Annotated in this window: 17 protein-coding genes; 7 read left to right on the top strand and 10 right to left on the bottom strand. The window is 62.6% G+C overall.

The genetic code is table 11. The features are described 5' to 3' along the window. The first annotated feature begins 7 nt into the window (after positions 1-7). A complete protein-coding gene (locus J3D60_RS24740) occupies positions 8-724 on the top strand; it encodes a lipopolysaccharide assembly protein LapB (protein WP_253493142.1) in 717 nt (238 codons plus the stop codon). 19 nt (positions 725-743) lie between these two features. Then, entirely contained in the window at positions 744-1,019 is a 276-nt protein-coding gene (locus J3D60_RS24735) for a DUF3613 domain-containing protein (RefSeq protein WP_065940952.1), read from the top strand. Here the strand turns inward: J3D60_RS24735 and J3D60_RS24730 are convergent, their stop codons facing one another. Both J3D60_RS24730 and J3D60_RS24725 read right to left on the bottom strand, forming a co-directional pair. Beyond that, positions 1,020-1,802, bottom strand: coding sequence for a response regulator transcription factor (locus tag J3D60_RS24730; RefSeq protein WP_065940987.1), 783 nt, complete (start codon positions 1,800-1,802; stop codon positions 1,020-1,022). Between the two features lie 128 nt (positions 1,803-1,930). Beyond that, positions 1,931-2,404 (bottom strand): prepilin peptidase, encoded by a 474-nt coding sequence (locus tag J3D60_RS24725; RefSeq protein WP_253493140.1) that lies wholly within the window; start codon positions 2,402-2,404, stop codon positions 1,931-1,933. A gap of 72 nt (positions 2,405-2,476) precedes the next feature. On the opposite strand from J3D60_RS24725, the gene J3D60_RS24720 reads away from it, so the two are divergent. Both J3D60_RS24720 and J3D60_RS24715 read left to right on the top strand, forming a co-directional pair. After that, positions 2,477-2,917 carry a TadE/TadG family type IV pilus assembly protein gene (locus J3D60_RS24720; protein ID WP_065940950.1) on the top strand — a complete coding sequence of 147 codons (441 nt, stop codon included), beginning with the start codon at positions 2,477-2,479 and terminating at the stop codon, positions 2,915-2,917. Beyond that, entirely contained in the window at positions 2,914-5,655 is a 2,742-nt protein-coding gene (locus J3D60_RS24715; protein ID WP_253493139.1) for an ATP-binding protein, read from the top strand. The genes J3D60_RS24720 and J3D60_RS24715 overlap by 4 nt, the downstream gene beginning before the upstream one ends. Here J3D60_RS24715 and J3D60_RS24710 read toward each other — a convergent pair. The 6 genes from J3D60_RS24710 to pbpC form a co-directional block, all read right to left on the bottom strand. Further along, positions 5,652-7,664: a pilus assembly protein TadG-related protein gene (locus J3D60_RS24710; protein WP_253493138.1), complete on the bottom strand. Its 2,013-nt coding sequence runs from the start codon at positions 7,662-7,664 to the stop codon at positions 5,652-5,654. The two genes, J3D60_RS24715 and J3D60_RS24710, sit on opposite strands and share 4 nt — an antisense overlap. Positions 7,665-7,803: 139 nt before the next feature. Then, positions 7,804-8,361, bottom strand: coding sequence for a DUF4136 domain-containing protein (locus J3D60_RS24705; protein ID WP_027607982.1), 558 nt, complete (start codon positions 8,359-8,361; stop codon positions 7,804-7,806). A 44-nt stretch (positions 8,362-8,405) separates the two neighbouring features. After that, positions 8,406-9,008, bottom strand: coding sequence for a DUF4136 domain-containing protein (locus J3D60_RS24700; RefSeq protein ID WP_253493136.1), 603 nt, complete (start codon positions 9,006-9,008; stop codon positions 8,406-8,408). A 24-nt stretch (positions 9,009-9,032) separates the two neighbouring features. Further along, positions 9,033-9,782: a methyltransferase domain-containing protein gene (locus J3D60_RS24695; protein ID WP_027607984.1), complete on the bottom strand. Its 750-nt coding sequence runs from the start codon at positions 9,780-9,782 to the stop codon at positions 9,033-9,035. Beyond that, positions 9,775-10,083, bottom strand: a complete 309-nt coding sequence (locus tag J3D60_RS24690) for a MazG-like family protein (protein WP_253493134.1) — start codon at positions 10,081-10,083, stop codon at positions 9,775-9,777. Before J3D60_RS24690 ends, J3D60_RS24695 begins: the two co-directional genes overlap by 8 nt. 95 nt (positions 10,084-10,178) lie before the next feature. Continuing rightward, positions 10,179-12,509, bottom strand: a complete 2,331-nt coding sequence (gene pbpC, locus J3D60_RS24685; RefSeq protein ID WP_083236471.1) for a peptidoglycan glycosyltransferase PbpC — start codon at positions 12,507-12,509, stop codon at positions 10,179-10,181. A gap of 99 nt (positions 12,510-12,608) precedes the next feature. On the opposite strand from pbpC, the gene J3D60_RS24680 reads away from it, so the two are divergent. Next, positions 12,609-12,899, top strand: a complete 291-nt coding sequence (locus J3D60_RS24680) for a hypothetical protein (protein ID WP_253493132.1) — start codon at positions 12,609-12,611, stop codon at positions 12,897-12,899. 138 nt (positions 12,900-13,037) lie between these two features. Here J3D60_RS24680 and J3D60_RS24675 read toward each other — a convergent pair whose 3' ends face one another. Further along, the gene (locus J3D60_RS24675; protein ID WP_253493130.1) at positions 13,038-17,933 is read right to left on the bottom strand and encodes an alpha-2-macroglobulin; all 4,896 of its coding nucleotides are present in this window, start codon (positions 17,931-17,933) and stop codon (positions 13,038-13,040) included. A 213-nt stretch (positions 17,934-18,146) separates the two neighbouring features. On the opposite strand from J3D60_RS24675, the gene J3D60_RS24670 reads away from it, so the two are divergent. Beyond that, entirely contained in the window at positions 18,147-19,496 is a 1,350-nt protein-coding gene (locus J3D60_RS24670; protein WP_253493128.1) for an MATE family efflux transporter, read from the top strand. Between the two features lie 95 nt (positions 19,497-19,591). Further along, on the top strand, positions 19,592-19,903 hold the full coding sequence (locus J3D60_RS24665; RefSeq protein ID WP_253493127.1) for a hypothetical protein: 312 nt from the start codon (positions 19,592-19,594) through the stop codon (positions 19,901-19,903). A gap of 52 nt (positions 19,904-19,955) precedes the next feature. On the opposite strand, the gene speA is transcribed toward J3D60_RS24665, so the two are convergent. Continuing rightward, a complete protein-coding gene (gene speA, locus J3D60_RS24660; protein ID WP_027607991.1) occupies positions 19,956-21,869 on the bottom strand; it encodes an arginine decarboxylase in 1,914 nt (637 codons plus the stop codon). Between the last annotated feature and the right edge of the window lie 86 nt (positions 21,870-21,955).

Below are 21,955 nucleotides of genomic sequence, written 5' to 3'. Positions count from 1 at the left end.
ACACACGATGAAAGCACTGATTGCTGCATGCGGCTTGTTGCTGTTGGGCGGTTGCGCAAACCTGGGCCAGACGCCCTGGGCGGGGTTCACCGCTCACGGCAGTTGCTCCAAGCCCAGCGCCGACCAGGAACTTTCGCTGAACCTTGCCGACGACATGGCCAACGACGGCAAGCTGCACGCCAGCCTGGCCAATCTGCAAAACATGTCGGACAGCCTGCCCCAGGTACGCCTGCGCAAGGCCAAGGTCTACCGATTGCTGGGGCGTAACGAGGCAGAGCCGCTGTACAAAACCCTGCTGGGCACATGCTTGTCGGCGGAAGGCGAACACGGCCTCGGGCAATTGGCCGTCGCCAGGGGTGACAACGCTCAAGCCATGGCGCATCTGCAACAGGCCGCCAGGCTGTCGCCCACCGATGAAAAGATCCGCAATGACTTGGGCGTGGTCTACCTCAACCAGCTGCGCATGAACGATGCACGTTTCGAATTCCTCACCGCCATGGAACTCAACCAAGGCAATCAGTTGGCCGCCGTCAACCTGGTGACCCTGCTGATTTACCAGGACAACTGGGGCCAGGCGGCACAAGTGGCCGGACGCATGGGGTTGAGTCCTGATCAAGTCACCCAGGCCCAGGCCCGGGCGCAGCAGCTCAAACGTTCACCGGCATCGCCATCCAATGCCCAGATGGCGACGGTCAGCAAGGCCTTGCCGGCGCCTATCCAGTAAGTCATCAGGGAGTGCCCCTATGAAACTCACACTGCTCGCCAACCTGCTGCTGGCAACGCTGCCCCTGGCCGCCCAGGCCATCGAGCCCGGCCCCTCATCACCGCAGCAGCAACAGACCGAACGCTGGCTACAGCTGCAGCTCAGCGGCCAAATGGCCTCCTCCACACCGCAGAAGGCCACCCCCGCTGAGCGCGAGAACGCCATGCAGCGCCTGATGGACAGCTACAAACACGCGATTCCCGAGTATTACGAGCAGAAACAAGGCGGCAACTCAGCGGGTGGTGGTAGCAAATAGTCAGTGGGCGCTCACCCGTTGGCGTATCGAAGCACCACTGGGTGACAGCGCCAACGCCAGTTGCGTGCGGTTATGCATGTGCGTCAGGCGCAGCACCTGGGACACATAGAGCTTCACGGTGTTTTCCGTGATGCCCAGCTCACAGGCAATCTGGTAGTTGGTCTGCCCCTTGCCCACCAGCCTGGCGACATCCAGTTGGCGCGGTGACAGTTGTTTGAAAATCACCGGAATCTCGACGTCGGCGGCTTCGCCGTCCTCAACGCTCGAGACAGCCAAGGGCTGAGGGCTGCTGCGTACTTTGTCGAGATCGTGATACAGATCATCGATAGACGCCGAGAGGTACTGCAGCTTCTGGTTCAACTGCCCCAGTTCCAGGTTTTTGTGCCGCTCTTGCAGCACCGCCTCCTGGCGCTGCAAACCTTCGAGCAGTTCATTGAGGTTGATCGGTTTCTGATAGTAGTCCGCAATTCCTGCGCGCAACGCCTTGATGACATCCTGCTTGTCGGCGCGCCCCGTCAGCATGATCGCTTCGAACACGCGCTGCTTGCCGGCCAGGCGCTGCAACTCCTGCACCAACTCGATACCGTCCATGTCCGGCATATGCAGGTCGCACAGCACCAGGCCGATTCCGGCGTCTTCGCGAAAACGCTCGACCGCATCAAGGCTTGAGTGACAAGGGGTGCAACGATAACCGCTACTTTCCAGAAACTCGCAGAGTTCTTCCACAATCAGAGGCTGATCATCGACAACCAGCACTTTCACTTCAGAGGTAAGCTTGTTCACGCGCAACTCCATGCCTGGGCAAGCCAAAGACCAACCGATCCATTGCTCCGCTTAATTTTTCCGAACAACGTAACTACAAACGTAGACGTACTTTCTGACTATGTACATAGCACCAGCCTACGTCACGACTAATGGATCCAAACCCATGCCAGGGCGAATCCCACAAACAGAAAAGGCGCAAAGGGCTGCTTGTTTGACGCCAGCGGCTGAAGGGACTGCAAAGCGTTTCTAACCCCCTGATTCATCAGCGGCCACGCCCTCGGCGCCAATAACAGCCACGCCACACTTGCCGTCCCCGCACCGACAAAAGTGCCCAGCAAGTAGTCGCTATTGGTCGCCACCCCCAGAGCCGCCAGTAATTTCACATCCGCCGCCCCCAACCGGCCCAAGGCATAGCCGGGCAGGCTCAACAGCAGCGCCAAGCCAAACGCCCACCCACCCTCGGCAGCCGAAGCGCCAAGCCAGGTAGTACCGCTCCAGAGCACGTAGAGCCAAGCCAGCAGCAACCCACCCAGGGTCAGGCGGTTGGCGATCTGACGTTCACGGACATCCTGCACCGCACACAACGCCAGCCAAACAAACAGCAACAGGCTCTGAATCACGTAAAAAAAATCCCTTTCCGCTGAATGATTCTATGCTGACATCAGGTAGTGGTTGTCAGGGTAGACGCAGTCATGAAAAAAGGCCTCCCTCGAAAACAGAAAGGTGCCGCCGCGCTTGAGTTCGCGATGGTATTCATGATTTTTTTTGCCGTGTTTTACGGTTTGCTCAGTTACAGCCTGCCACTGCTGCTGTTGCAGTCATTCAACCAGGCAACGGCGGAAGGCGTGAGGCGCGGCGTGGCCCTGGACCCCACCACCCCAGGCTACGCCGATGCCCTGAAAAACCGCGCAATCGCCGCCGCCCAGGCACAACTGCAATGGCTGCCCCCCGCCTTCAAATTCGTGCCCGCGTATGTCACAGCCACCTATTCGGGCACCGGCATGCTGACCGTACAAATCAACTACCCCTCCGACAACCTTAAAAGCGTCTTGCCCTTTCTGGTCCTGCCAGGCCTCGGCACCGTGCCCAACTTGCCTGCGACACTCTCCGCCCAAGCGAGCCTGCAGTTTTGACCGCCGGGGAAAGGTTTTTCGATCGACTCATGGGCCGCCCTCCTGGCCTCCATGCCTCGTCGGCCCAGCCACCCATGCATGTCGGCCTGCACATCCAGCTGGACAACCTCGGTCGGGTGGTGCAAACCCACGGAACGCTACGTCATCGTTTGGCAAAGACGCCTGACCCGCAACACCCGGTGCCGCTGCTGGACTATGTGCAAGACCACAGCGCCGTCGTGATCGAGGGCAACCCCGGCGACTGGCAGGGGCAGAGCCTGGACCTGGATTTCAAGGGGTACGGCGGGCGACCCGTGCAAACCCGAGGTTGGATTGAGCCTCAAGGTGATGGGTGGCTGCTGCAGCTGTTGGACATCGGCGACTTGATCGCCCACCGGCATTTGGCTGAAGGCATCGAGCAGAATCAGTACCTGAGTGACCAGATCAGCGAGCGACTGCGGGTTTGCAGCCTGACGCGCTTGCCCGAGGTGCTGCAGGACAACCTGCAAAATATCGCCCAGCACTGGCAGATTCCCTGTGTCGCCATTGCCCTGCTCGACGAAAACGACCAGGGCTGGCTGGTTCATAGCCATTATCGCGCCCACGATGCACCGCCGCTGTGGCACGACGGGCAATCCCTGGGAACGGCCTTGGATAGCCTGGACAGTAAGACCCCCTTGAGCCTGACCCTGAACCAGGGCCTCAGCGAACATCCACGCCTGCAAGGGGTTTTCGCCAATGCCGAGGGCTTCCTGGTGCCCTACCGTGACGAGCATGGCGTTGCCGCCTGGCTGCTCTGCGGTTTTTATCGTGACGAAGAACAAGCCAGTGAACGCGCCTGGCTACAGCTGACTGCGGCCCTCGCCGCACCTCTGCTCAGCCGCCTTCGCGAGCAGCGTCATCAGCAGCAATTGGAGCGGCTCGAAGCCCTGCAAGGTTTACTGGGCACCGGCTGGTGGGAGCTGCCGGCAGACACTGAAGACATACAGCTGGCCCCGCAGTTGCTGCAGCACCTGAGCCCCCACCACAGCACCCCACGTATGGCCCTGACAGACTGGCTGATGCTGATCCACCCCGCTGATCGCCAGGAGCTTGCCAGCCGCCTGCTGGACTTGCAGACCCTGAGCAAGCCGGTGTCTGCCAGCGTGCGCCTGCATCGCCTGGACTCGGCCCAAAGCCCCATCTGGTATCGCGTTCAAGGCCTGGCATTGGGCGCAGGAAACAGCCGTCGAGTGATCGGCTTCATGCTCGACATCAGCGACATAAAAAACCAGCAGCAACAGGCCGCCGCCGCCCACGCACGGCTGGATAACCTGATCGCCAGCTCCCCGGCAATCATCTACGTGCAACGGTATGTAGAAGGCACCCTGCAGCCGCTGTTTTTCAGTGACAGCCTGCTGCCTCTGCTCGGCCGCACCCTCGCCGAGTGCACGCCGGCCACCCTCATCGAATGGATCCATCCCGAGGACCGCGACCTGTACTTCGAACGCACCCGCCAACTGCTGCGTGAAGGCAATGTGCGCAGCCGCTACCGCGTGTGTGACAAACAGGGTCATTACCATTGGCTGCTCGACGAAGCCAAGCTGCTGCGCGATGACCTCGGTTTACCGGTCGAAGCCGTCGGCCTTTGGCTGGACGTCACCGACGCGACCCTGGCCGCCGAGCACATCAAGCAAAGCGAAGAGCGCTACCGCATCCTGGTGGAAGACTCGCCGGCGATGATCTGCCGCTACCGCCCGGACCTGACACTGACCTTCGGCAACACGCCACTGGCCAACTACCTGGAATGCCTGCCCACACAACTGCCGGGGATGAACCTTGGGCATTGGCTGTCGGAGGAACAGCGCCAGGCCTTTGTGCAACGCATCCGCCAGCTGACCCCGGAATTCCCGGTCAGCACTGCTGAAATCAGCCTTGAACTGCCTGGGCGCGAGCATGCCTGGTGGGTGTGGTCGGACCGCGGCGTGTTTGATGAGCATGGCGCGCTGGTGGAAGTACAAGCGGTGGGTCGCGACAACACGGAAGTGCGCCGTTCCCAGCAACAGCTGACCCAAAGCGCCAAGATGGCCACCCTCGGCGAAATGGCCACGGGCCTGGCCCACGAGATCAACCAGCCGCTGAACGTGATGCGCATGGCCATCGTCAATGTGCTCAAGCGCCTTGGCGACGGCAACGCCGGGGTCGATTACCTCACCGAAAAACTCCAGCGCATCGATGCCCAGGTGCAACGCGCAGCGCGGGTGGTGGACCATATGCGGGTATTCGGCCGGCGCTCGGAAATGGAGCAACATCCCTTCGACCCGACGCAGGCTGTCGAGGGCACGCTGTCACTGCTCAACGAAGGCTTGCGTGGCAAGGGGGTGGATGTGCGTGTCACCCTGTCGGACGCACGGGTGGAGGTCAAAGGCTATGTCGATCAGTTGGAACAAGTGCTGATCAACCTGATGGTCAACGCCCGCGATGCCCTGTTGAGCCAGCGCGAAACAAACCCGGCGCTGCGCCCCTGGATCGCGCTGCGTTGCGAGCAGGACACGCGGCATGTGCGGATCTGGGTAGAGGACAACGGCGGCGGTATCGACCCACGCCTGCTGGAGCGAATTTTCGAACCGTTTTTCACCACCAAGCCCATTGGCGTGGGGACAGGACTGGGCTTATCAGTGAGCTACGGAATTGTGGAAAACATGGGCGGCCGCTTGAGTGTCGTCAATGGCGAAGCAGGCGCCAGGTTTTGTGTGGAGTTACCCATCGTGGACGCTTAAATCACCAGTGCCGCCTGCCCGTGGGGTTTGCAACTGAGGTTGGCACCGACTTCCACCTGGTTCAGATTGATGCCCAGCGTGGACAGCAAGCCATTGACCAGCGGGTCGACAATCGGGCTGAGCACCGTACCGATAACGTTGCCCAGGGTGGTATTCACGTCGTTGAGCAGCGTGGCACTGGTTGTCAATAACCCGCCGAGCAGGTTGAAGCCTGTGGGTTTGTAAACCTGGAACTTCAACCGTCCTTGCAACGCCTGCCCGAGGGACGCCACCAAACTAGCGGTCGAGAGCCCATGGTAGAGCGGTGGCTGCTTGATCTCCGGTGGCTGGTTGTAGGTGTAGGCGCTACCAGCGGCGGTGATCGGTCCCAAGTCCGGGTCGATAAGCATCCCAATCCCACCGCCATAAAACGCCTTGCGGTTAGGGTAATCGCAGGTGGTCGGGCCAAGCCCCAACAACGGCTTGAGGCAGGTCACCGCACCGATGTCGATCACCGGCAGTGGTGGCACCGTCGCCAGCGGCGGACTGGTACCCAACGAATTGATCAGGGTGGGGCTCTGGCCGATTTTGATGGTCACCACCGAGGCGTTGGTTTGGGTGGTCAGCGTTTTGGTCGCATCGCTCGCACAGGTAAACCCTGTGACATAGCTTTCAGCAATACCCAGTTCCAGAATCACATCGACACTGGGCACAGAAGGGTCGGTCGCGGAGGACAGCAGCCTCAAGTCGGTGGTCCGGCAAGGCGTCCCTCCGACCGCACAAAGGAGCGAACTGACAGTTCCGGCCAAATTCAGGCTGAGAAGATTGTTCAACACATCCGTAAGCGGGCTGACCAAGCCGTTCAATACCAGATTCACCGCAGGCGTATTAAGCAGCGGAAGCGCCACCGTCAACCCCAGGCTGAGCTGAGCCGTGCGCACATAAATCCGCGTGCTCGCATCGGTCTTGTTCTTGGCGTATGTGGGGTCGCCTATCGCCGACAGTTGTGGCGGTTCGATCACCTTGAGCTTGACGCTGGCGTTGATCACCCCCGGGATAGTCACCGGCACTTCAGCGACCACCCCGTTTTTCTTGTTGGCCAGTTGCACAAAAGCTTCAGCCAGTTGGAACACATTCAATGTGGTGTTGAGCCCGGCGGCCACCGCCCCCGTCTGCAACTGCAGCACGTTGCCCAACGTGACGTCGAGGTTGCCCACCAACGCATTGATCTGCGCAAGCCCTGAGGCGGCCACCGTGGCGGTGCCGGCGCCGGCCTGCAAGACGGTGACCGCCGCATCGATCAGTTGACCGAGCTTGAGGTTCTTGGCCAGCAACTCGTCATAATTGCCCGCCTGTACCCCCACGTTCACAGCCAACTGGTTCAAATAACCGAGCAGGTTGATGTTGTTGTCGACCAGGCCCTGCCAGCTGGCAACATCCAGCGACAGGTTACCCCCCAACAGTTTGCCGAACAGCAGGTTCAACGCCGCGGAATCGTTGGAATTGACCGACACCAGGGTGGACTTGATGGTCAATTGCGCCTGGGGCGGCAGAATCTTCGGCGCGGCCACGGCCCTGGCCGTCAATAACGTGGTCAGGCTGTAGGCGCCGCCATTGAACAGCGACCACACGCCACCGGCGACACTGGTCAACACCGGGCGCGAAGCGATCACCTGAATGGCATCGCGCTGGGTGGCGTCTGCGGAGAAGACCCGTAAATTCGAGGCCGCCGTGGTCAACGAACCGCAGCGAACATCCAGTGCATTGGCAGGCGGGATGATGTAGCCATTGCGCGAAGCACTGGCGCCAGCAAAGGTGCTGGCGGTGTTGTTGCTTGCCGCCAGGCAATCGCCGTTGCGCTGCACCGCTTCCAGTGCGGCCATGTCGGCAATGCCTTGCAGTTTGCGTTTTTCAAGATAGAGCCGGCCGCTGTCGACCACCAGCAGCAGGAAAACCAGCGCCAAACCCAGCGTCAAGGCCGCCATCAAGCCAATCGCACCACGCTGCCTGCAACGAAGTCGGGGAGACATCGAGCACTCCTTCGCGCTTACTCTCCGTAGATGCTGTGGAGTGTAGACAAGGCTTCATAGGAGCGCTGGCAAGTCGCCACAAATCAACCTGATGGCAAACAGGCGCAGTCGGACGCAAGCACAGCGCTCCGGCAGAGGGTCAATGCGGGGGATAGCTGGAGAGGATGCGGGTCACCGTCGTGCGAATCGCGTTATTACGATCCTGGGGGTTGGGCGTGCTGCTCATCATCTGTTCATCACTGCCGCGCCACACCAACTTGCCGTCCTTGCCGTCGAGCAGGTCGATCTGGATGGTCGCCACCTTGTAGGTGATGTTGCGTGTTTCGTTGTACATCGGCCCGCCCCAATAGCCGTTCCACGGGCCACCCCAGGCGCCGCCATAGTTGGTGGTGACTTGTTGCTGGCGGTCTTCGACGATCAGGTAGGCCTGCACGTTCAGGTCAGCCCGGGTGCCTGCGGCTGCCGGGCGCAGGCCGCGCTGGTCAAGCTGTTCGCCCACGGCCTGGCGGATGCGTTGTTCGGTGAGGTCGCTCTTGATCCGCGGATCATCGGGGCGGTATTGCAGCGCCGGGTCTTTCCAGGCCCAGTTGCGGTAGGCGCCGAAGTCGCGGCTGGCATCAAAATCGTGGTTGACCTGGCTGGTCTGGCAACCGCCCAGCAGCACAACAAAAGCTAGCGTAGCGATACGACGAAACATGGTTGATCTCCAACAAGGGACCGGGCTTTAGATGAGAATAGCTGTTAACTCGGAGGATAGGCGGTCATCGCCTTTTGCACGGCCTGGCGCAACGCATCCGCACGCTCGCTGAGGCTGCCCTGGCTGCCGGTTTCCGCACTGGCACTCCACACCGGCTGGCCGCTGCGGGCGTCGAACAGGTTGACGCGCACCACCACCACTTGAACTTCATAGGTGCGCACGATCGGCACCGAGTTGTACATGCCGTAGCCCGGACCGTAGCGGTTATAGCCGCCGTATCCGTAGCCGTAATCGTCCCGGACCTGCTTGAGACGCTTCTCCAGGCGCACATCGGCGCTCACCAGCAGGTCCGCCGGGCGGTTGTCGTGCAAGGGCCGCAGGCCGCGCTGGTCGAGGGCACCGCTGACCGCTTCGGCGATCTGCGCCGAGTCCGCCCAGGCCGTGCCGGCCGGGAGCTGGCCGTTGCGCCAGGCCCAATTGCGGTAGGCACCGTAATCACGCACCGGCGCCGGGTAAGCGCTGGCGTCGAAGGTAGTGGCCGCCCGCGCGGGGGCTGGCGGCATGGGCGCAGAAGCCGCCACATAAGGGTTGGGGCTGGAGCAGGCGCCCAGCCCGAGGGATAACAGGATCAAACAGAGACGACGCATTTCGACCTCCGCAGACTGGGCCGCTTATACCGGGCGGCAGATCCAGTGCAAATAACGCCCAAGTCCGGCAAAGCTTGGGTGACGACGGTGAGCGAGCTCCATCTCTACAAGGTCCTTCAAGTCGGCGCGGGCCTGGAATTCCACCGGCATATAGTCGTGGAATACCCGCACGCCACTTTGGCTTTCGACCTGCCAAAGCCCTTCGAGTTGCGCCGCCAATTCCCGCGGGTCGAGGGGCTGTTGCGGGGTCAGGCTCTGCTTTTCGCCGGCCATGTCATTCTTGCGCATCTTGCGGAAATGGCCTTTGAGCAGGTTGCGATAAATCAGCGCATCGCGGTTGTAGAACGCCAGCGACAGCCAGCCACCGGGCAGCGTCAGCTGATGCAGCACCGGCAGGATCCCGTGGGGTTCGGCCAGCCATTCCAGCACGGCATGGCACAGCACCAGGTCGTAGGGCTCGGTGAGCTGGCCGAGCAGGTCTTGCCACGGCGCGTGGATAAAGGTGGCGTCCTGCCCGGCCTCGGCGAAGCGTTGGCGCGCGCCTTCGAGCATCGGCTCGGCGGGTTCGGCCAGGGTCACCTGATGGCCGCGCTCGGCCAGCCACAGCGACATATGCCCCAGGCCCGCGCCGATATCCAGCACGCGTAACGGGCGCTCCGGCAGGGCCTCAGCCAGGTCGGCCTGGAGCACTGCCAGGCGAATCGCGCCTTTTGCACCGCCGTAGATTTTCTCGGCGAAGCGCGTGGCCAACTGGTCGAAATGCCGGTCACTCATGGGTAAACCGCCGCTCGCTGTCGGCCAGTTTGGCGCTCACCACCTCGTTCATGTCCAGGCCCAGCTCGCTGCACAGCAACAGCAGGTACAGCACGATATCGCCCACTTCCTGGCCGGCGTGGGCGAGTTTATCGGCGGGCAACTGGCGGGACTGGTCTTCGGTGAGCCACTGGAAGATTTCCACCAGTTCGGCCATTTCCACGCTGGCGGCCATGGCCAGGTTCTTCGGGCTGTGGAATGGCTTCCAGTCGTTGGTATCGCGGATGCGGTGCAGGCGTTCGGTGAGGTGTTCGAGGTTCATGGGGGGCTCCTGAATGGGTATAGCTTCAGGGGGATGGAGAGTGAAGGCAAGTGAATAGCAGTGGTGCGACGATTCGACTTGACGCCGATGAGGCCCTAATCCACCACGCTGAATTCGAGCCGGGCGGTCTGGCCGGCTTCGTCAAGGACGCTGAGTTGGTAGCGGCCCAAGCGCTCGAAACTGGCATTGATGCTGTCCTGGTTGGCGCTGTCGCCCAGCGGTGCGCCGTTGAGGAACCACCAGCGCCGGCCGCTGCCGCCCAGGGCGGAAAGCTTGAGGCGCAGGGTTTGCTGGCTGGCGGCGGGCAGGCGCAGTTGGTCGCCTTCGCGCACGCCGACAATCGACAGCGGCGAAGACGCCGCCAGCGCCGGTGGCGGGCAATCGGGGTCGGCGGCGGGAATCCGCGCTTCACGGCGCTCGATCCTGGGCAACCATGGCTCCAGCGGTGCGGGCCACAGGGCGATATTTTTAGACACCGCGCCAGGGCAATGGGCATCCACCCTCAAGCCCTTGGCGTTGACCCAGACGCTTTCCATCAAGCCCACACTCAACGGCTGATCCAGCGCCTGCAAGGTCGGCGGCGTGGTGTTGTCCAGGGTCCAGGCAAAGCGCTGGCGGCGGCAATTCGGATCGCTGCGGTTCATGGGCTGGCCCAGCGGCCAACAAATCGCCGCCACGCCGACATTGGTCGGCACCGCCACCACCTGCGCGCTGATGCCGCGCTGGCTGTCGCGATTGGTCAGCACGTCATGCACCTGCAACATCAGCGGCGCCGCCGAGGCCAAACCGAACTGCCCCGGCACCGGCGTGCCGTCCGGGCGACCGATCCACACACCGATCAAATAGCGCGGCCCCACGCCAATCGCCCAGGCATCGCGAAAACCGTAGCTGGTCCCGGTTTTCCAGGCCAGGACCGGGCGCTGCACCAGTTCGGCACGCGGGTCGCGATCAGGCCGCGCCTGGCCACTGAGGATGCGCCGAACAATCCAGGCGGACCCTGGCGACAGCAAGGGCCGTTCTCTCAGCGTATCGTCCGGCTGCAATCGAAGGGTGGCGCTCCTGCCGTTGCGGGCGAAGGCGCTGTAGCCGCTGACCAGATCCTCCAGGCGGCTGCCCGCGCCGCCGAGGATCAGCGCCAGGTTGGGCTCGGCCAACGCCGGCAGGGCCAGTGGCACGCCGCCGATGCGCATCTGCGCGGCAAACCGCTTGGGCCCGTAGGCTTCCAGCAACTGCACCGCCGGCAGGTTCAGCGAACTGGACAGCGCCGTGCTCGCCGGCACTGCGCCGGTAAAGCCCATGGAAAAGTTGCCTGGGCGATAATCGCCATAACGCCGGGGCACATCCTGCAGCAGCGATTCGGAGTGAATCAGGCCCTCGTCCAGGGCCATGCCATACAGGAACGGCTTCAAGGTAGAGCCCGGCGAACGCAGCGCGCTGATCATGTCCACATGGCCAAAGCGCTTGGCGTCGTTGATGTCCACTGACCCCAGGTAAGCGCGCACGGCCATGTTTTCTTCTTCCACCACCAGGATCGCGGCCGAGGTGTATTCCGGCAACCGCGCACGCCAGCCCAGCAACAGGTCTTCAAGACGGCGCTGCAGGGTGGCATCCAGCGTGGTGCGAATCAGCGGCGGGCTGTCCGGACGGTTCAGGCGGCGGGCAAGCAGCGGCGCCAGGCTCGGCTCCAGGCGCGGGGCGAGCAGCAACGGCTCTTCCAGCGCTTCGTCGACGGCCGCTTGTGGCCACACCTGGAACTCGGCGAGGCGGCGCAGCACTTTGTCGCGGGCCTCCTGGGCGCGCTGCGGGTGGCGATCCGGGCGCAGGCGGCTCGGCGCCTGGGGCAATACCGCGAGCAAAGCGGCTTCGGCGTGGGTCAGTTGCGCCGGGGACTTGCCCAGGTACGCCCAGCTGGCGGCCGCCACGCCCTGCAACGTGCCTCCGAACGGCGCGCGGTTCAGGTACAGGTTGAGAATCTGTTCCTTGGACAGGTGCCACTCCAACTGCGCCGTGCGCCACAGTTGGCGCAACTTGCCGTGGAAGGTCCGTGAGTGAGGATCCAGCAGACGCGCCACCTGCATCGACAACGTACTGCCACCCGACACCACCCGCGCGCCCGTCAGGTTCTGCCACGTCGCCCGCACCAGCGCCAACGGGTTAACACCGGGATGCTGATAGAACCAGCGGTCTTCGTAGGTGAGCAGTGCATCGAGGTAATACGGCGACACTTCGCTGGTTTGCACCGGATAACGCCACACGCCGTTGGCATCGGCAAACCGCCATAACGGCGTGCCATCCTCGGCCAGCACCACCCGCGCCAGGTCGTCCTTGGGCAACGGCAACGGCCAAATACGATCGGCCAGCCACAGCAGGGCAATCATCAAGACCAGGCTCGCCAGGGTCCAACGGAGAAGTAAACGCAAATTCAAACGGCGAAACCTCTATGCTTCACAGGAACTCGCCTGGTTGATAAACAACCAAAGGCTCAGTGCAGGCAATTTCGTCCACTCTTTCATCGAGACACACCTATGCAAGTAGACTTTTTCGGATGGTTGGGTCACACACTCGGTCTGATCATCCACTACATCGTCGAATTCTTCAGCGGGCTGTTCAATATGCTCTCCAACGCTGGCGGCGACTTTGTCGGTGGCATGTCCCGAGCATTGGGCATGGACACCTCGATCATCAACATCATCACCCTGATCATCGGCCTGCTGTTTCTGTATTCGGCCGTACGCGCGTTCATGCGTGCCTCGATCATCATCGGGGTAATCTGGCTGATGCTTGGGCTATGGCTGCTCAGTTGGGTCGTGCACTGAACCCAAAAACACCCACCCACTGTAGGAGCAAGCTTGCTCGCGAAGGACGTCAACGATAACGCTGACATCCTGAATAAACGCGGTGCCCTTGCGTTCTTCGCGGGCAAGCCCGCTCCTACAGTGATCAACCGTCAAATTTCAGCGTCCCTTGATCACCAGATCCGCCGGCGTTTCCCCCACCGCCTGCCAGTTCGGCCGGTACATCGACTCCACCTGCGGCGGCGGCACGCGGTAAGTGCCCGGTGTCACGGCACGGGCCAGGTACAGCAAGTGCGTGGTGCCATCGCCGTCGAGGTTGATGGCCGCCACGTAACGGTCATCACGAAACTCCTGATGCTTGAGCGCCGCGTTCTGCATCGACTCGCGCCATTCCTTCACCTGGCTGCTGGCGTTTTCCAGGCTGGCCGCACTTTGTGCCAGATTCTGGTTTTCCAGCTCCAGGCCCGCAGGCAACAGGTCGACCACCAAGGCATCCGGCACGCGCTGCTTGGCGCTCACGGCCAGGTGCACCAGCACCAGGTCGCCGCTATTGAGGTTGCGCAGGTTCAGCGGTTGGCCATTCATGCCCAGGTATTCCCGGCGGATGCTCAGGTTGTCGCCGCCCGGTGTCGGTGGCACCTGGGGATAACCCGAGATCGTCAGTTGCTGGTAGACCGGCACATCGCCCTGATTGGTCAGGCTCAGATCGCTGGAAAGCAGTTTGCCTTCCAGGTCCAGCGTCGATTGTTGATTGTTCAGCTCATGTTCCCCACCGCTGCCATTGAGCAGGACCTTCCAGGCCGACTCGGGCTGGGCGAACCCCAGGCGCCCGGCCAGGAACAGCGAATTGCGCTCCTGGGTCGACAGGTACGGGCTGGCCGCCAACTGATCGGACAGGCTAAACAAGCGCTCCTCACGCTTGCCCTTGGCCAAGTCGTTTTCTTCCAGCAATGCCAGGATCATCGCCTGATCGCGCAGCGGGCTGCCGTAGTCAGCCAGCCATTCCTTGGCGCTGCGTTGCGCCGCCAGGCCGGCCAGCAAGGCTTGATCCGCGCGGGGCTGGTCACCCATCTTCTGTAATGCGATGGACAACTGCACCAACGGCAACCCGGAACGCGCGTCGCTGCGCCGCTCGAAAATACTGCGCAGCGCCCCCAACGGCGCCTGCTGACTGCGCGCCAGTACCATGCCGGCGTAGGCCTGCACGGCAAAGCGCGTGTGGTCAGCGTTGTCGCTGTAGTCGACTTCGATCAGGTTGCGCTCCTGCACATAGCGCAGCAGGCGCTCGCTGGCTTTTTTCAGCGCTTCAGGCGGTACCGCGAAGCCCTGGTCACGGGCACGCAACAGGAAGTCGGTGACATAAGCCGTCAGCCAATACTCCTCTTCGCCATCGGCGCCCCACAAACCGAAGCTGCCGTTGTAGCGCTGCATGCCCAGCAGGCGTTCGATGCCCAGCTCGATCTTGCGTTTGCGCTCGGCATCCGGCTCGCCCTTGATGCTCAGGCGCTTGAGCAGCGCGTCGTCGGCGTACAGCGACGGGTACAGACCACTGGCGGTCTGCTCCAGGCACCCATAAGGGTAGGCCTTGAGCGCCGAGATCTGCGCACCCAGGTTCAGCGGCGGCCGGCTCGACAGGCTCAGCAGCGCCTCACGCCCAGAGGCATCGAATTGATCCAATGCGCCGGCGGGCAGGCTCCACGGCTCGCCCTTGAGCACCGCGCGGTAATGCTTGAGCAACGCCGGGTAGGCCGGGCGCACGCCCAGGGTCCATTCGCGGCTGAACGGCGGGAGGTTCTCACCGGGCAGGTCCAGGCCATTGACCGTGACCTTCACCTTGCCTTGACCCAAGCCACCCCAGGCTTTCACCGGGATACGCAGGGTAGTGCGCTGGCCTTGCTTGAGCTCGATGGTTTGCGCGCCCGTGTTGACCAACTCCAACTGCCCTTCGGCACTCAGTTGCACATCGAGTTTCTGCGCCTTGCCCGACAGGTTGGACAGGTCCAGGGCCAACGTCGTCTGGTCACCGCCGGCGAGGAAGCGCGGCGCCGACAGCTCGGCGATCAGCGGCGCGGCGATCACGGTCTTGCCTTCGGCCATGCCGTAGCGGTCGTCGCTCCAGGCCTGGGCCATCAGGCGCAGTTCACCGTTGAAGTCGGGGATGTTGACGCTGACTTCACCCTCGCCCTGCTCATTCAAGGTCACCGGCGCGCTTTGCAGGGCGACGATGGTCACACTGGTGTCCGGACGCTTGCCGCCCTTGGCCAGCGCGGCGTCACCGCCAAAGGCCAGGCTGGCCAGGCGGCCCTGCCCGGCTTCGATCAACTGGCCGTAGATATCGAACTGGTCCACGCCATAGGCCTTGCGGCCGAACAGGCTGGAGTACGGGTCCGGCGTCGGGTATTCGGTGATATTGAGGATGCCCACGTCCACCGCCGCCACCAGCACGTGCACCTGTTTCGGCACGCTGCCATCGGCGTTTTTGGCGGCGATCTTCACCGTCAGCGGTTGCTTGGGGCGCATTTTTTCCGGCGCGGCCAGGGTCACGCCCAGCTTGCGCTGGGTGCGATCCAGCGGCAGATGCAGCAGGCCTACCGCGCGCTTGGGGGTGATATTGGCTTTGCGCTCGCCGGGACGAACCACCAGGGCGCTGACGTACAGGTCATGGCGCGACCATTTCGGATCAAGCTTCACGGCAAAGCTTTTGCCTTCGGCCGGCACGTCGATTTCCTGCCACCACAGCGGCCCTTCGGCGGACTCCACCAGCAGGTAGCCTTTACCGGCCGCCGGCGGCGTGACCGTGACGTTGGCGGTATCGCCGTCGCCATAGGCGGGTTTATCCAGCGCCAGCTTGACCTGATCGGGCCGTACGGCGCCACCTTCGGTGTTGTCCTGGGCCTGGTAGCCGGCCCAGAAGCGCAGGCTGCTGACCAGGCCGGTCTGCGGGTCTTCGACCTCGACACGGTACGGGCCCCACTCCACCTGGAAGCTGACCTTGGCGGTATCGCCGGCCTTGATGTCCAGGGTCTGTTCGTCGAGGTTGAGGAATTTCTCGTTGTAGTGATAGCTCCAGCCATCGCTGTCGGAGTAGTTCCAGTAGTAGTCACGGCGCTCGCGCACCAGGCGGACCTTGAGGTTTTGCGCGGCAAGTTTCCGCCCGTCCTGGTTGGCCAGCAGCACTTCGAATTCTGCCGGGCCGTCGCCATTGGTTTCCTTGCCGTCAAACAGACCACGCAGGCCCGGCAGTTGCTCGGCCGGCCAGATCGGCTGCACCAGGCGCCGGGTGATCGGCCGTCCGCCCGACTCGTGCAGGCTGGCTTGCACGATCAGTTGCAGGGGAGATTTGGCCTCCGCCCATTTGCTTTCCAGGGTCAGTTCTTCCTGGCCCTTGGCGTCGAGCACGCTTTCGTCGAGCTCGAAGTCCTGGCTCAGTTCCTCTTCGGTGACGGAGCCGAATTGATAGCCCGGCAGCGACTTGACCGCTTCGCGCAGGGGGCGCACATAGACTTGCCCGCTGACGCGATTGCCCGACGCCGGCGCACCATAGAGGTAGCGACCATTGACCTTGATCACCGGGTTATCCGCCGGGCTCAATGCCGTGTCGCTGCCCTTGAGTTCCAGCGCCAGGCGCTCGGGCAGGAAGTCTTCGACGAGGAATTCATACAGCTGCGGCTTGCCATCGCCCAAGTCGAACACCAACTGCCAGCGGCCAGTCGGGGCTTCACCGGCCAGCTGCAGTTGATATTGATAGAGGCCGGAGGCATCGGCATCCCAGACGAACTTGCGGCTCACCTGTTCATCCGGGCGACGCACTTCGACGCTCACCGGCTGCGGCTTGACCACGTTGCCGTCCTTGTCGCGCAGCAGGGCGTTGAGCAGCACGGTTTCGCCGGGGCGATACAGGTCGCGCGGGCCGAACACAAAGAACTGCAACGGATGGGAAGGTTGGCCGCCGATATCGAACTCGGCCAGATCCAGCGCGGCACTGTCCAGGCGCAGCAGACTGGTCTGCTCACCCTGTTTGGCCAGCAGCACCTGGGCCTTTTTCGGCAACGGCAACTCAGCGTGACCGCCCTTTTCGGTCTTGCCCTGGCCCAGCACACGGCCGTCGGCGTCGAGCACTTCGAGGTCGACGCCATCCAACGCCTTGCCACCTTCCAGCGCCTGGGTAAACACATCCAGGCGATTGGCGTAGCGGTGCACCGACAGGCCGATATCGCTCAAGGTAAACAGCGTGGCCGGTTGCGAATAGTTGTAGGTGCCCGAAGCGCGCATCACCGCCAGGTACACGCCCGGTTGCTGCAATTGCTTGAGGCCGGCGATCGGCAGCAGCAGGGTTTCACGGGTATTGCGCGCCGGGTTCAGGTCGAAACGGCCGCCGTAGACCAGGTCGGCCAGCGGCAGCAGTTCGCGGGATTCATAACTTTGCAGGCTGGTATTGCGCCCCCACTGTGCCAGGAACGACGGCAGCGATTCGGGCTTGATACGGAAGAATTCAACGTCGATCTTGTCGACGTTCAATGCGATCACCGGCAGGCCTTCGGCCAGGCGCGTCGGCAACAATGTGCCACGGCTGGCGAAGCCGACGGTGGCTTGCAGGTCACGGGTTTCCAGGCGCGCGATGTACTCGGCGGCGAGCGTGTTGGCGTTGACCGCCTTCACCCCGGCATCCACCGTCAGCACCAGTTTGCGCTGGGGTTCCAGGTGACGCAGGCGCAGCTCCATGAGGTTATCGGACAGCTCCCAGGCGCCATCGACCTTGCCGGACTTGCTGTCGACCAGATGGAGTTTGTCGGCAAACTTCTGCTCCGGGTCCAACGGAATGGAAAAACTCACCGACAAGGTGCTGGCGCCGTCCAACTGTACCTCGGACACGTCCACCACACTCAACTCACGCCCGGCATAACGCTGCTTGAGCGCCGCCACATCCACCGCGGCCTTGGCCGGTTTCGGCGCTGCCGCCACGGTGGGCGCAGGCGGTGCTGCCGGTTTATCGGAAGAATCGCAGGCGCTCAGCAGGGCCAGCGCGCAGGCCAGGAACAATCCTTTGTTAAGCATGGGGCACTCGTAGTCAGAGGGAACCGAGGGGTGAACTATATATCAGCGCCGGCCAAGCCGATGTGGCGCTGGTCACATTGACCGACGGAGGGTGAGTTGGTTCTCAACGGTCTCAAGTCCCAGCCAAATCCCACAGGCATAGGGCTCCATTCCACATTGGCCCTGTTGCGCTGCCAATGGGCGGTTACAATGCCGCTCCCCCAAGGAGCCCGCATGTCCACCTTACTGACCGACTGGCGCGACCGCCCTACCCATCGCCGCGTATGGGCTTTGGCCGCGCCGATGATTCTTTCGAACATCTCCGTGCCGTTGGTGGCACTGGTCGACAGCATGGTCATCGGCCACCTGCCCCACGCCCACCAACTGGGCGCCGTGGCCGTCGGTGCCAGCCTGTATACCTTCCTCGCCTGGGCCATGGGTTTTCTGCGCATGGGTTCCACCGGTTTCGCCGCCCAGGCCGCCGGGCGCAAGGATGGTGCGGCACTGCGACAGATCCTGCTGCAAGGTTTGCTGCTGGCGCTGGGGCTGGCGATGTTGCTGGGGACCGTCGGCATCCCCCTGAGCCATCTGGCTCTGGAATGGATGCAACCGTCCCCCGAACTCAACCAATTGACCCGCGAGTTCTTCCACACCCGCCTGTTCGGCCTGCCCGCCGCCCTGGCCAGCTACGCGCTGGTGGGCTGGTTCCTCGGCACGCAAAACGCCCGGGCGCCATTGGCAATCCTGTTGACCACCAACCTGGTCAACATCGCCCTGAACCTGTGGTTTGTACTGGGCCTGGACTGGGGCGTGGTCGGCTCGGCCCGCGCATCGGTGATCGCCGAATGGACCGGCGCCCTGCTTGGCCTGGCCCTCACGCAAAAAGCCCTGCGCGCCTACCCCGGGCATATCGCCTGGGCCGTGTTGAAACGGTGGCAAAGCTGGCGCCCGTTGCTGGCGGTGAACCGCGACATCTTTATCCGCAGCCTGGCGCTGCAGTCGGTATTTTTCATGATCACGGTGCAAGGCGCACGCCTGGGCGATGCCACCGTGGCAGCCAATGCTCTATTGCTCAATGGCTTGTTGCTGACCGCTCACGCGCTGGACGGCCTGGCCCACGCGGTCGAAGCCTTGTGCGGACACGCCATCGGCGCCCATGACCGCGCCGCGCTGCGCCGTTCGCTGGTGGTCGCCGGCGGTTGGTCGCTGATCGCCAGTGTGGGGTTTGCTCTGCTGTTCACCTTCGCCGGCCACCTGTTTATTGCCATGCAGACCGATATCCCCAGCGTGCGCGAAACCGCCGATCTCTACCTGCCGTACCTGGCGGTACTGCCGTTGATTGCGGTGTGGAGTTATCTGTTGGATGGGTTGTTTATCGGCGCTACGCGCGCCAAGGAAATGCGCAATGGCATGTTGCTGACAGTGCTGATGGTGCTGCCCTTTGCCTGGGCACTGCAAGGCCTGGGCAACCATGGGCTGTGGATGACGTTCCTGCTGTTCATGGCCTTGCGCAGCCTGACCCTGGGGAGCATTGCCTGGCGGCTCAAGCAGCGGGGGGAGTGGTTCGGTACCCGTGCCGACTGAACCTACCTGTTAATTCTGACAGGTTACAGACCGACATTCCGGGCGTTGAATGGCCATGGGTAAAACCCATCCCATAGATTCAAGGAGAGTCGGATATGAACATCACGAAAGCGCTTTGGATCGCTACGGCTTGCACACTGGCGAGCATCGCGGGATGCACCAATGGGCAAGGGCCGAACACTATCGAGGACAGACTGCGTGTTACAAACAGTAGCCGGTCCAATCTGACGCTCTTCCAAGGAACCGAGCGCCACGCCCTCGCTCCAGGTGCAAATATTGAACTGCCCTTTAATAGCCAAAATGTCACGGTGGCGCCCACCACCACCGGTGCCGACAGACTTGACCGGGTTGTCCTTCAATTCAACCCAGGCCAATGCCCGCTCAAGCTCTGCCTGGTCGCGTACTGAACCGCCCACCGATACGACCCGCGAGAAACCCCGCGCGTCGTTCAACCCAGCATCAGGACGACAGGTATGACGAACGCGTCAGGCCCAGGCGCAAGGCGTCGAGGAACTGCGTCCGCTCACTGGCACTGATCTTCGCGCTGGCGCACTTGTCACGGTAGTGAGTCATCAACTCCTCCGGCGACAAGTGCACGTAGCGCAGCATGTCTTCGATGGTGTCGTGGGTCTCGATACCGGCGCTGTACACCGAACCGTCTTCGCGCTGGTAGATGTTCACCGAGTCGGTGTCACCGAACAGGTTGTGCATGTCGCCGAGGATTTCCTGGTAGGCGCCGACCAGGAAGATGCCCAGCAGGTAGTCCTCGCCTTCGTTCAAGGCGTGCACCGGCAGGCTGGTCTCGATGCTCTGCTCGTCGACGTACTGCTTGATCTTGCCGTCGGAGTCGCAGGTCAGGTCTTGCAGCACGGCGCGGCGCAGCGGCTCTTCGTCGAGACGGTGCAGCGGCAGGATCGGCAGGACCTGGCCGATGGCCCACGTGTCCGGCAGGCTCTGGAACACCGAGAAGTTGCAGATGTACTTGTCGGCCAGCTTGTCATTGAGTTCGTCCAGGACCTGGCGATGCGAGCGCTGGCGGGCTTTCAACGAGTTGTGCAGGCGGCGGCACACGGCGAAGTAGCACTGTTCGGCCAGGGCTTTCTCGGCCAGGGTCAGTTTGCCGTCGGCGTACTGGGTGGCCACATCGCTCATGTAGTGAGTGGCGCGCCAGTAGGTTTCGGTGACCATTTCGATATCGGTCGGGCCGAGCAGGTCCACCAGCCATTGCACGGTTTCCGGCAGGCTTTCCTTGTTTTCGATGACCGGGATTTCGTCGTTGTGTTTCTCGACGTCGGTGACCTGCACCACCAGCATGGCGTGGTGGGCGGTCAGGGAGCGGCCGCTTTCGGAGAAGATATTCGGGTGCGGCAGGCTCTGGGCGTCGCAGAACTCCTTGAGCATGCCCACGACCACACCGGCGTAGTCGTCCATGTCGTAGTTGATCGAGCTGGCGTTACGCGAGTGGGTACCGTCGTAGTCCACGCCCAGGCCGCCGCCCACGTCGATGTGGTCCACCGGCAGGCCGAGGTTGCGCAGTTCGCCGTAGTAACGAATGGCTTCCTTGAACCCATGCTGGTAGTCGGCCAGGTTGGCGATCTGCGAACCCATGTGGAAGTGCAGCAGGCGGATGCCCTGGTCCAGGCCCGCCGCGCGGAAGCGCTCGACCACCGACAGCAGTTGCGCCGCCGACAACCCGAACTTGGACTTCTCGCCACCGGTGTCCGCCCACTTGCTCGACGCCAGGGACGACAGGCGCACGCGCAGGCCCACCTGTGGCTTGACCTTGAGGCTGGCGGCCTCTTCGATCACCAGTTCAACCTCGGATTCTTTCTCGATCACGATAAATACGTTGTGGCCGAGCTTCTGGCCCATCAGCGCCAGGCGGATGAACTCGCGGTCCTTGTAACCGTTGCAGACGATGGTGCCGCCCTTCGGCGCCAGGGCCAGCACGGCCAGCAGCTCAGGCTTGGAGCCGGCTTCGAGACCGATGGAAACGTTCTGGGTGGCGATGATGTTCTCGATCACCGCTTCCTGCTGGTTCACCTTGATCGGGTACAGCGCGGTGTACTTGCTCTGGTATTCCAGGCGCTCGATGTTGGCGTCGAAAGCGCCGGTCAGCTGGCGTACACGGTCTTGCAGGATGTCGGGAAAGCGCACCAGCAGCGGCAGGGAAAGGCCGCTCTTGCGCAGCTCGTCCACTTGCTCGTAAAGGTCGACGGGTGTGCTGTTCGGGCCGTTCGGACGGACTTCAACGCGACCGGCATCATTGATCGCGAAATACCCGGCCCCCCAATGGCGAATCCCGTAAACACTGCGGCTGTCCGCAACTGTCCATTGGCTGCCATCGTCTTTGCGTGTGCGTCGTACGGACATCGAAGTCCCCTATAAATGAAGGCGAAGGCGCCGCCTCTCGTTCGAGGCTGGCGCAGTCTAAAGAATGAAAATGACGATTTGCCTGT

It is taken from the genome of Pseudomonas sp. S3E17 (assembly GCF_024168685.1).
In the GTDB taxonomy this organism is placed as follows: domain Bacteria; phylum Pseudomonadota; class Gammaproteobacteria; order Pseudomonadales; family Pseudomonadaceae; genus Aquipseudomonas; species Aquipseudomonas marginalis.
The sequence above is the reverse complement of the archived record's forward strand: the minus strand, read 5'-3'. Positions and strand labels throughout refer to the sequence as shown.

Excerpts from the sequence above, each read along its gene's own strand:
- J3D60_RS24690 (WP_253493134.1), bottom strand. The coding sequence starts at position 10,083 with ATGAACCTCGAACACCTCACCGAACGCCTGCACCGCATCCGCGATACC.
- J3D60_RS24740 (WP_253493142.1), top strand. The coding sequence starts at position 8 with ATGAAAGCACTGATTGCTGCATGCGGCTTGTTGCTGTTGGGCGGTTGC.
- J3D60_RS24705 (WP_027607982.1), bottom strand. The coding sequence starts at position 8,361 with ATGTTTCGTCGTATCGCTACGCTAGCTTTTGTTGTGCTGCTGGGCGGT.
- J3D60_RS24735 (WP_065940952.1), top strand. The coding sequence starts at position 744 with ATGAAACTCACACTGCTCGCCAACCTGCTGCTGGCAACGCTGCCCCTG.
- speA (WP_027607991.1), bottom strand. The coding sequence starts at position 21,869 with ATGTCCGTACGACGCACACGCAAAGACGATGGCAGCCAATGGACAGTT.
- J3D60_RS24670 (WP_253493128.1), top strand. The coding sequence starts at position 18,147 with ATGTCCACCTTACTGACCGACTGGCGCGACCGCCCTACCCATCGCCGC.
- J3D60_RS24675 (WP_253493130.1), bottom strand. The coding sequence starts at position 17,933 with ATGCTTAACAAAGGATTGTTCCTGGCCTGCGCGCTGGCCCTGCTGAGC.
- J3D60_RS24720 (WP_065940950.1), top strand. The coding sequence starts at position 2,477 with ATGAAAAAAGGCCTCCCTCGAAAACAGAAAGGTGCCGCCGCGCTTGAG.
- J3D60_RS24680 (WP_253493132.1), top strand. The coding sequence starts at position 12,609 with ATGCAAGTAGACTTTTTCGGATGGTTGGGTCACACACTCGGTCTGATC.
- J3D60_RS24665 (WP_253493127.1), top strand. The coding sequence starts at position 19,592 with ATGAACATCACGAAAGCGCTTTGGATCGCTACGGCTTGCACACTGGCG.
- J3D60_RS24695 (WP_027607984.1), bottom strand. The coding sequence starts at position 9,782 with ATGAGTGACCGGCATTTCGACCAGTTGGCCACGCGCTTCGCCGAGAAA.
- J3D60_RS24710 (WP_253493138.1), bottom strand. The coding sequence starts at position 7,664 with ATGTCTCCCCGACTTCGTTGCAGGCAGCGTGGTGCGATTGGCTTGATG.
- J3D60_RS24700 (WP_253493136.1), bottom strand. The coding sequence starts at position 9,008 with ATGCGTCGTCTCTGTTTGATCCTGTTATCCCTCGGGCTGGGCGCCTGC.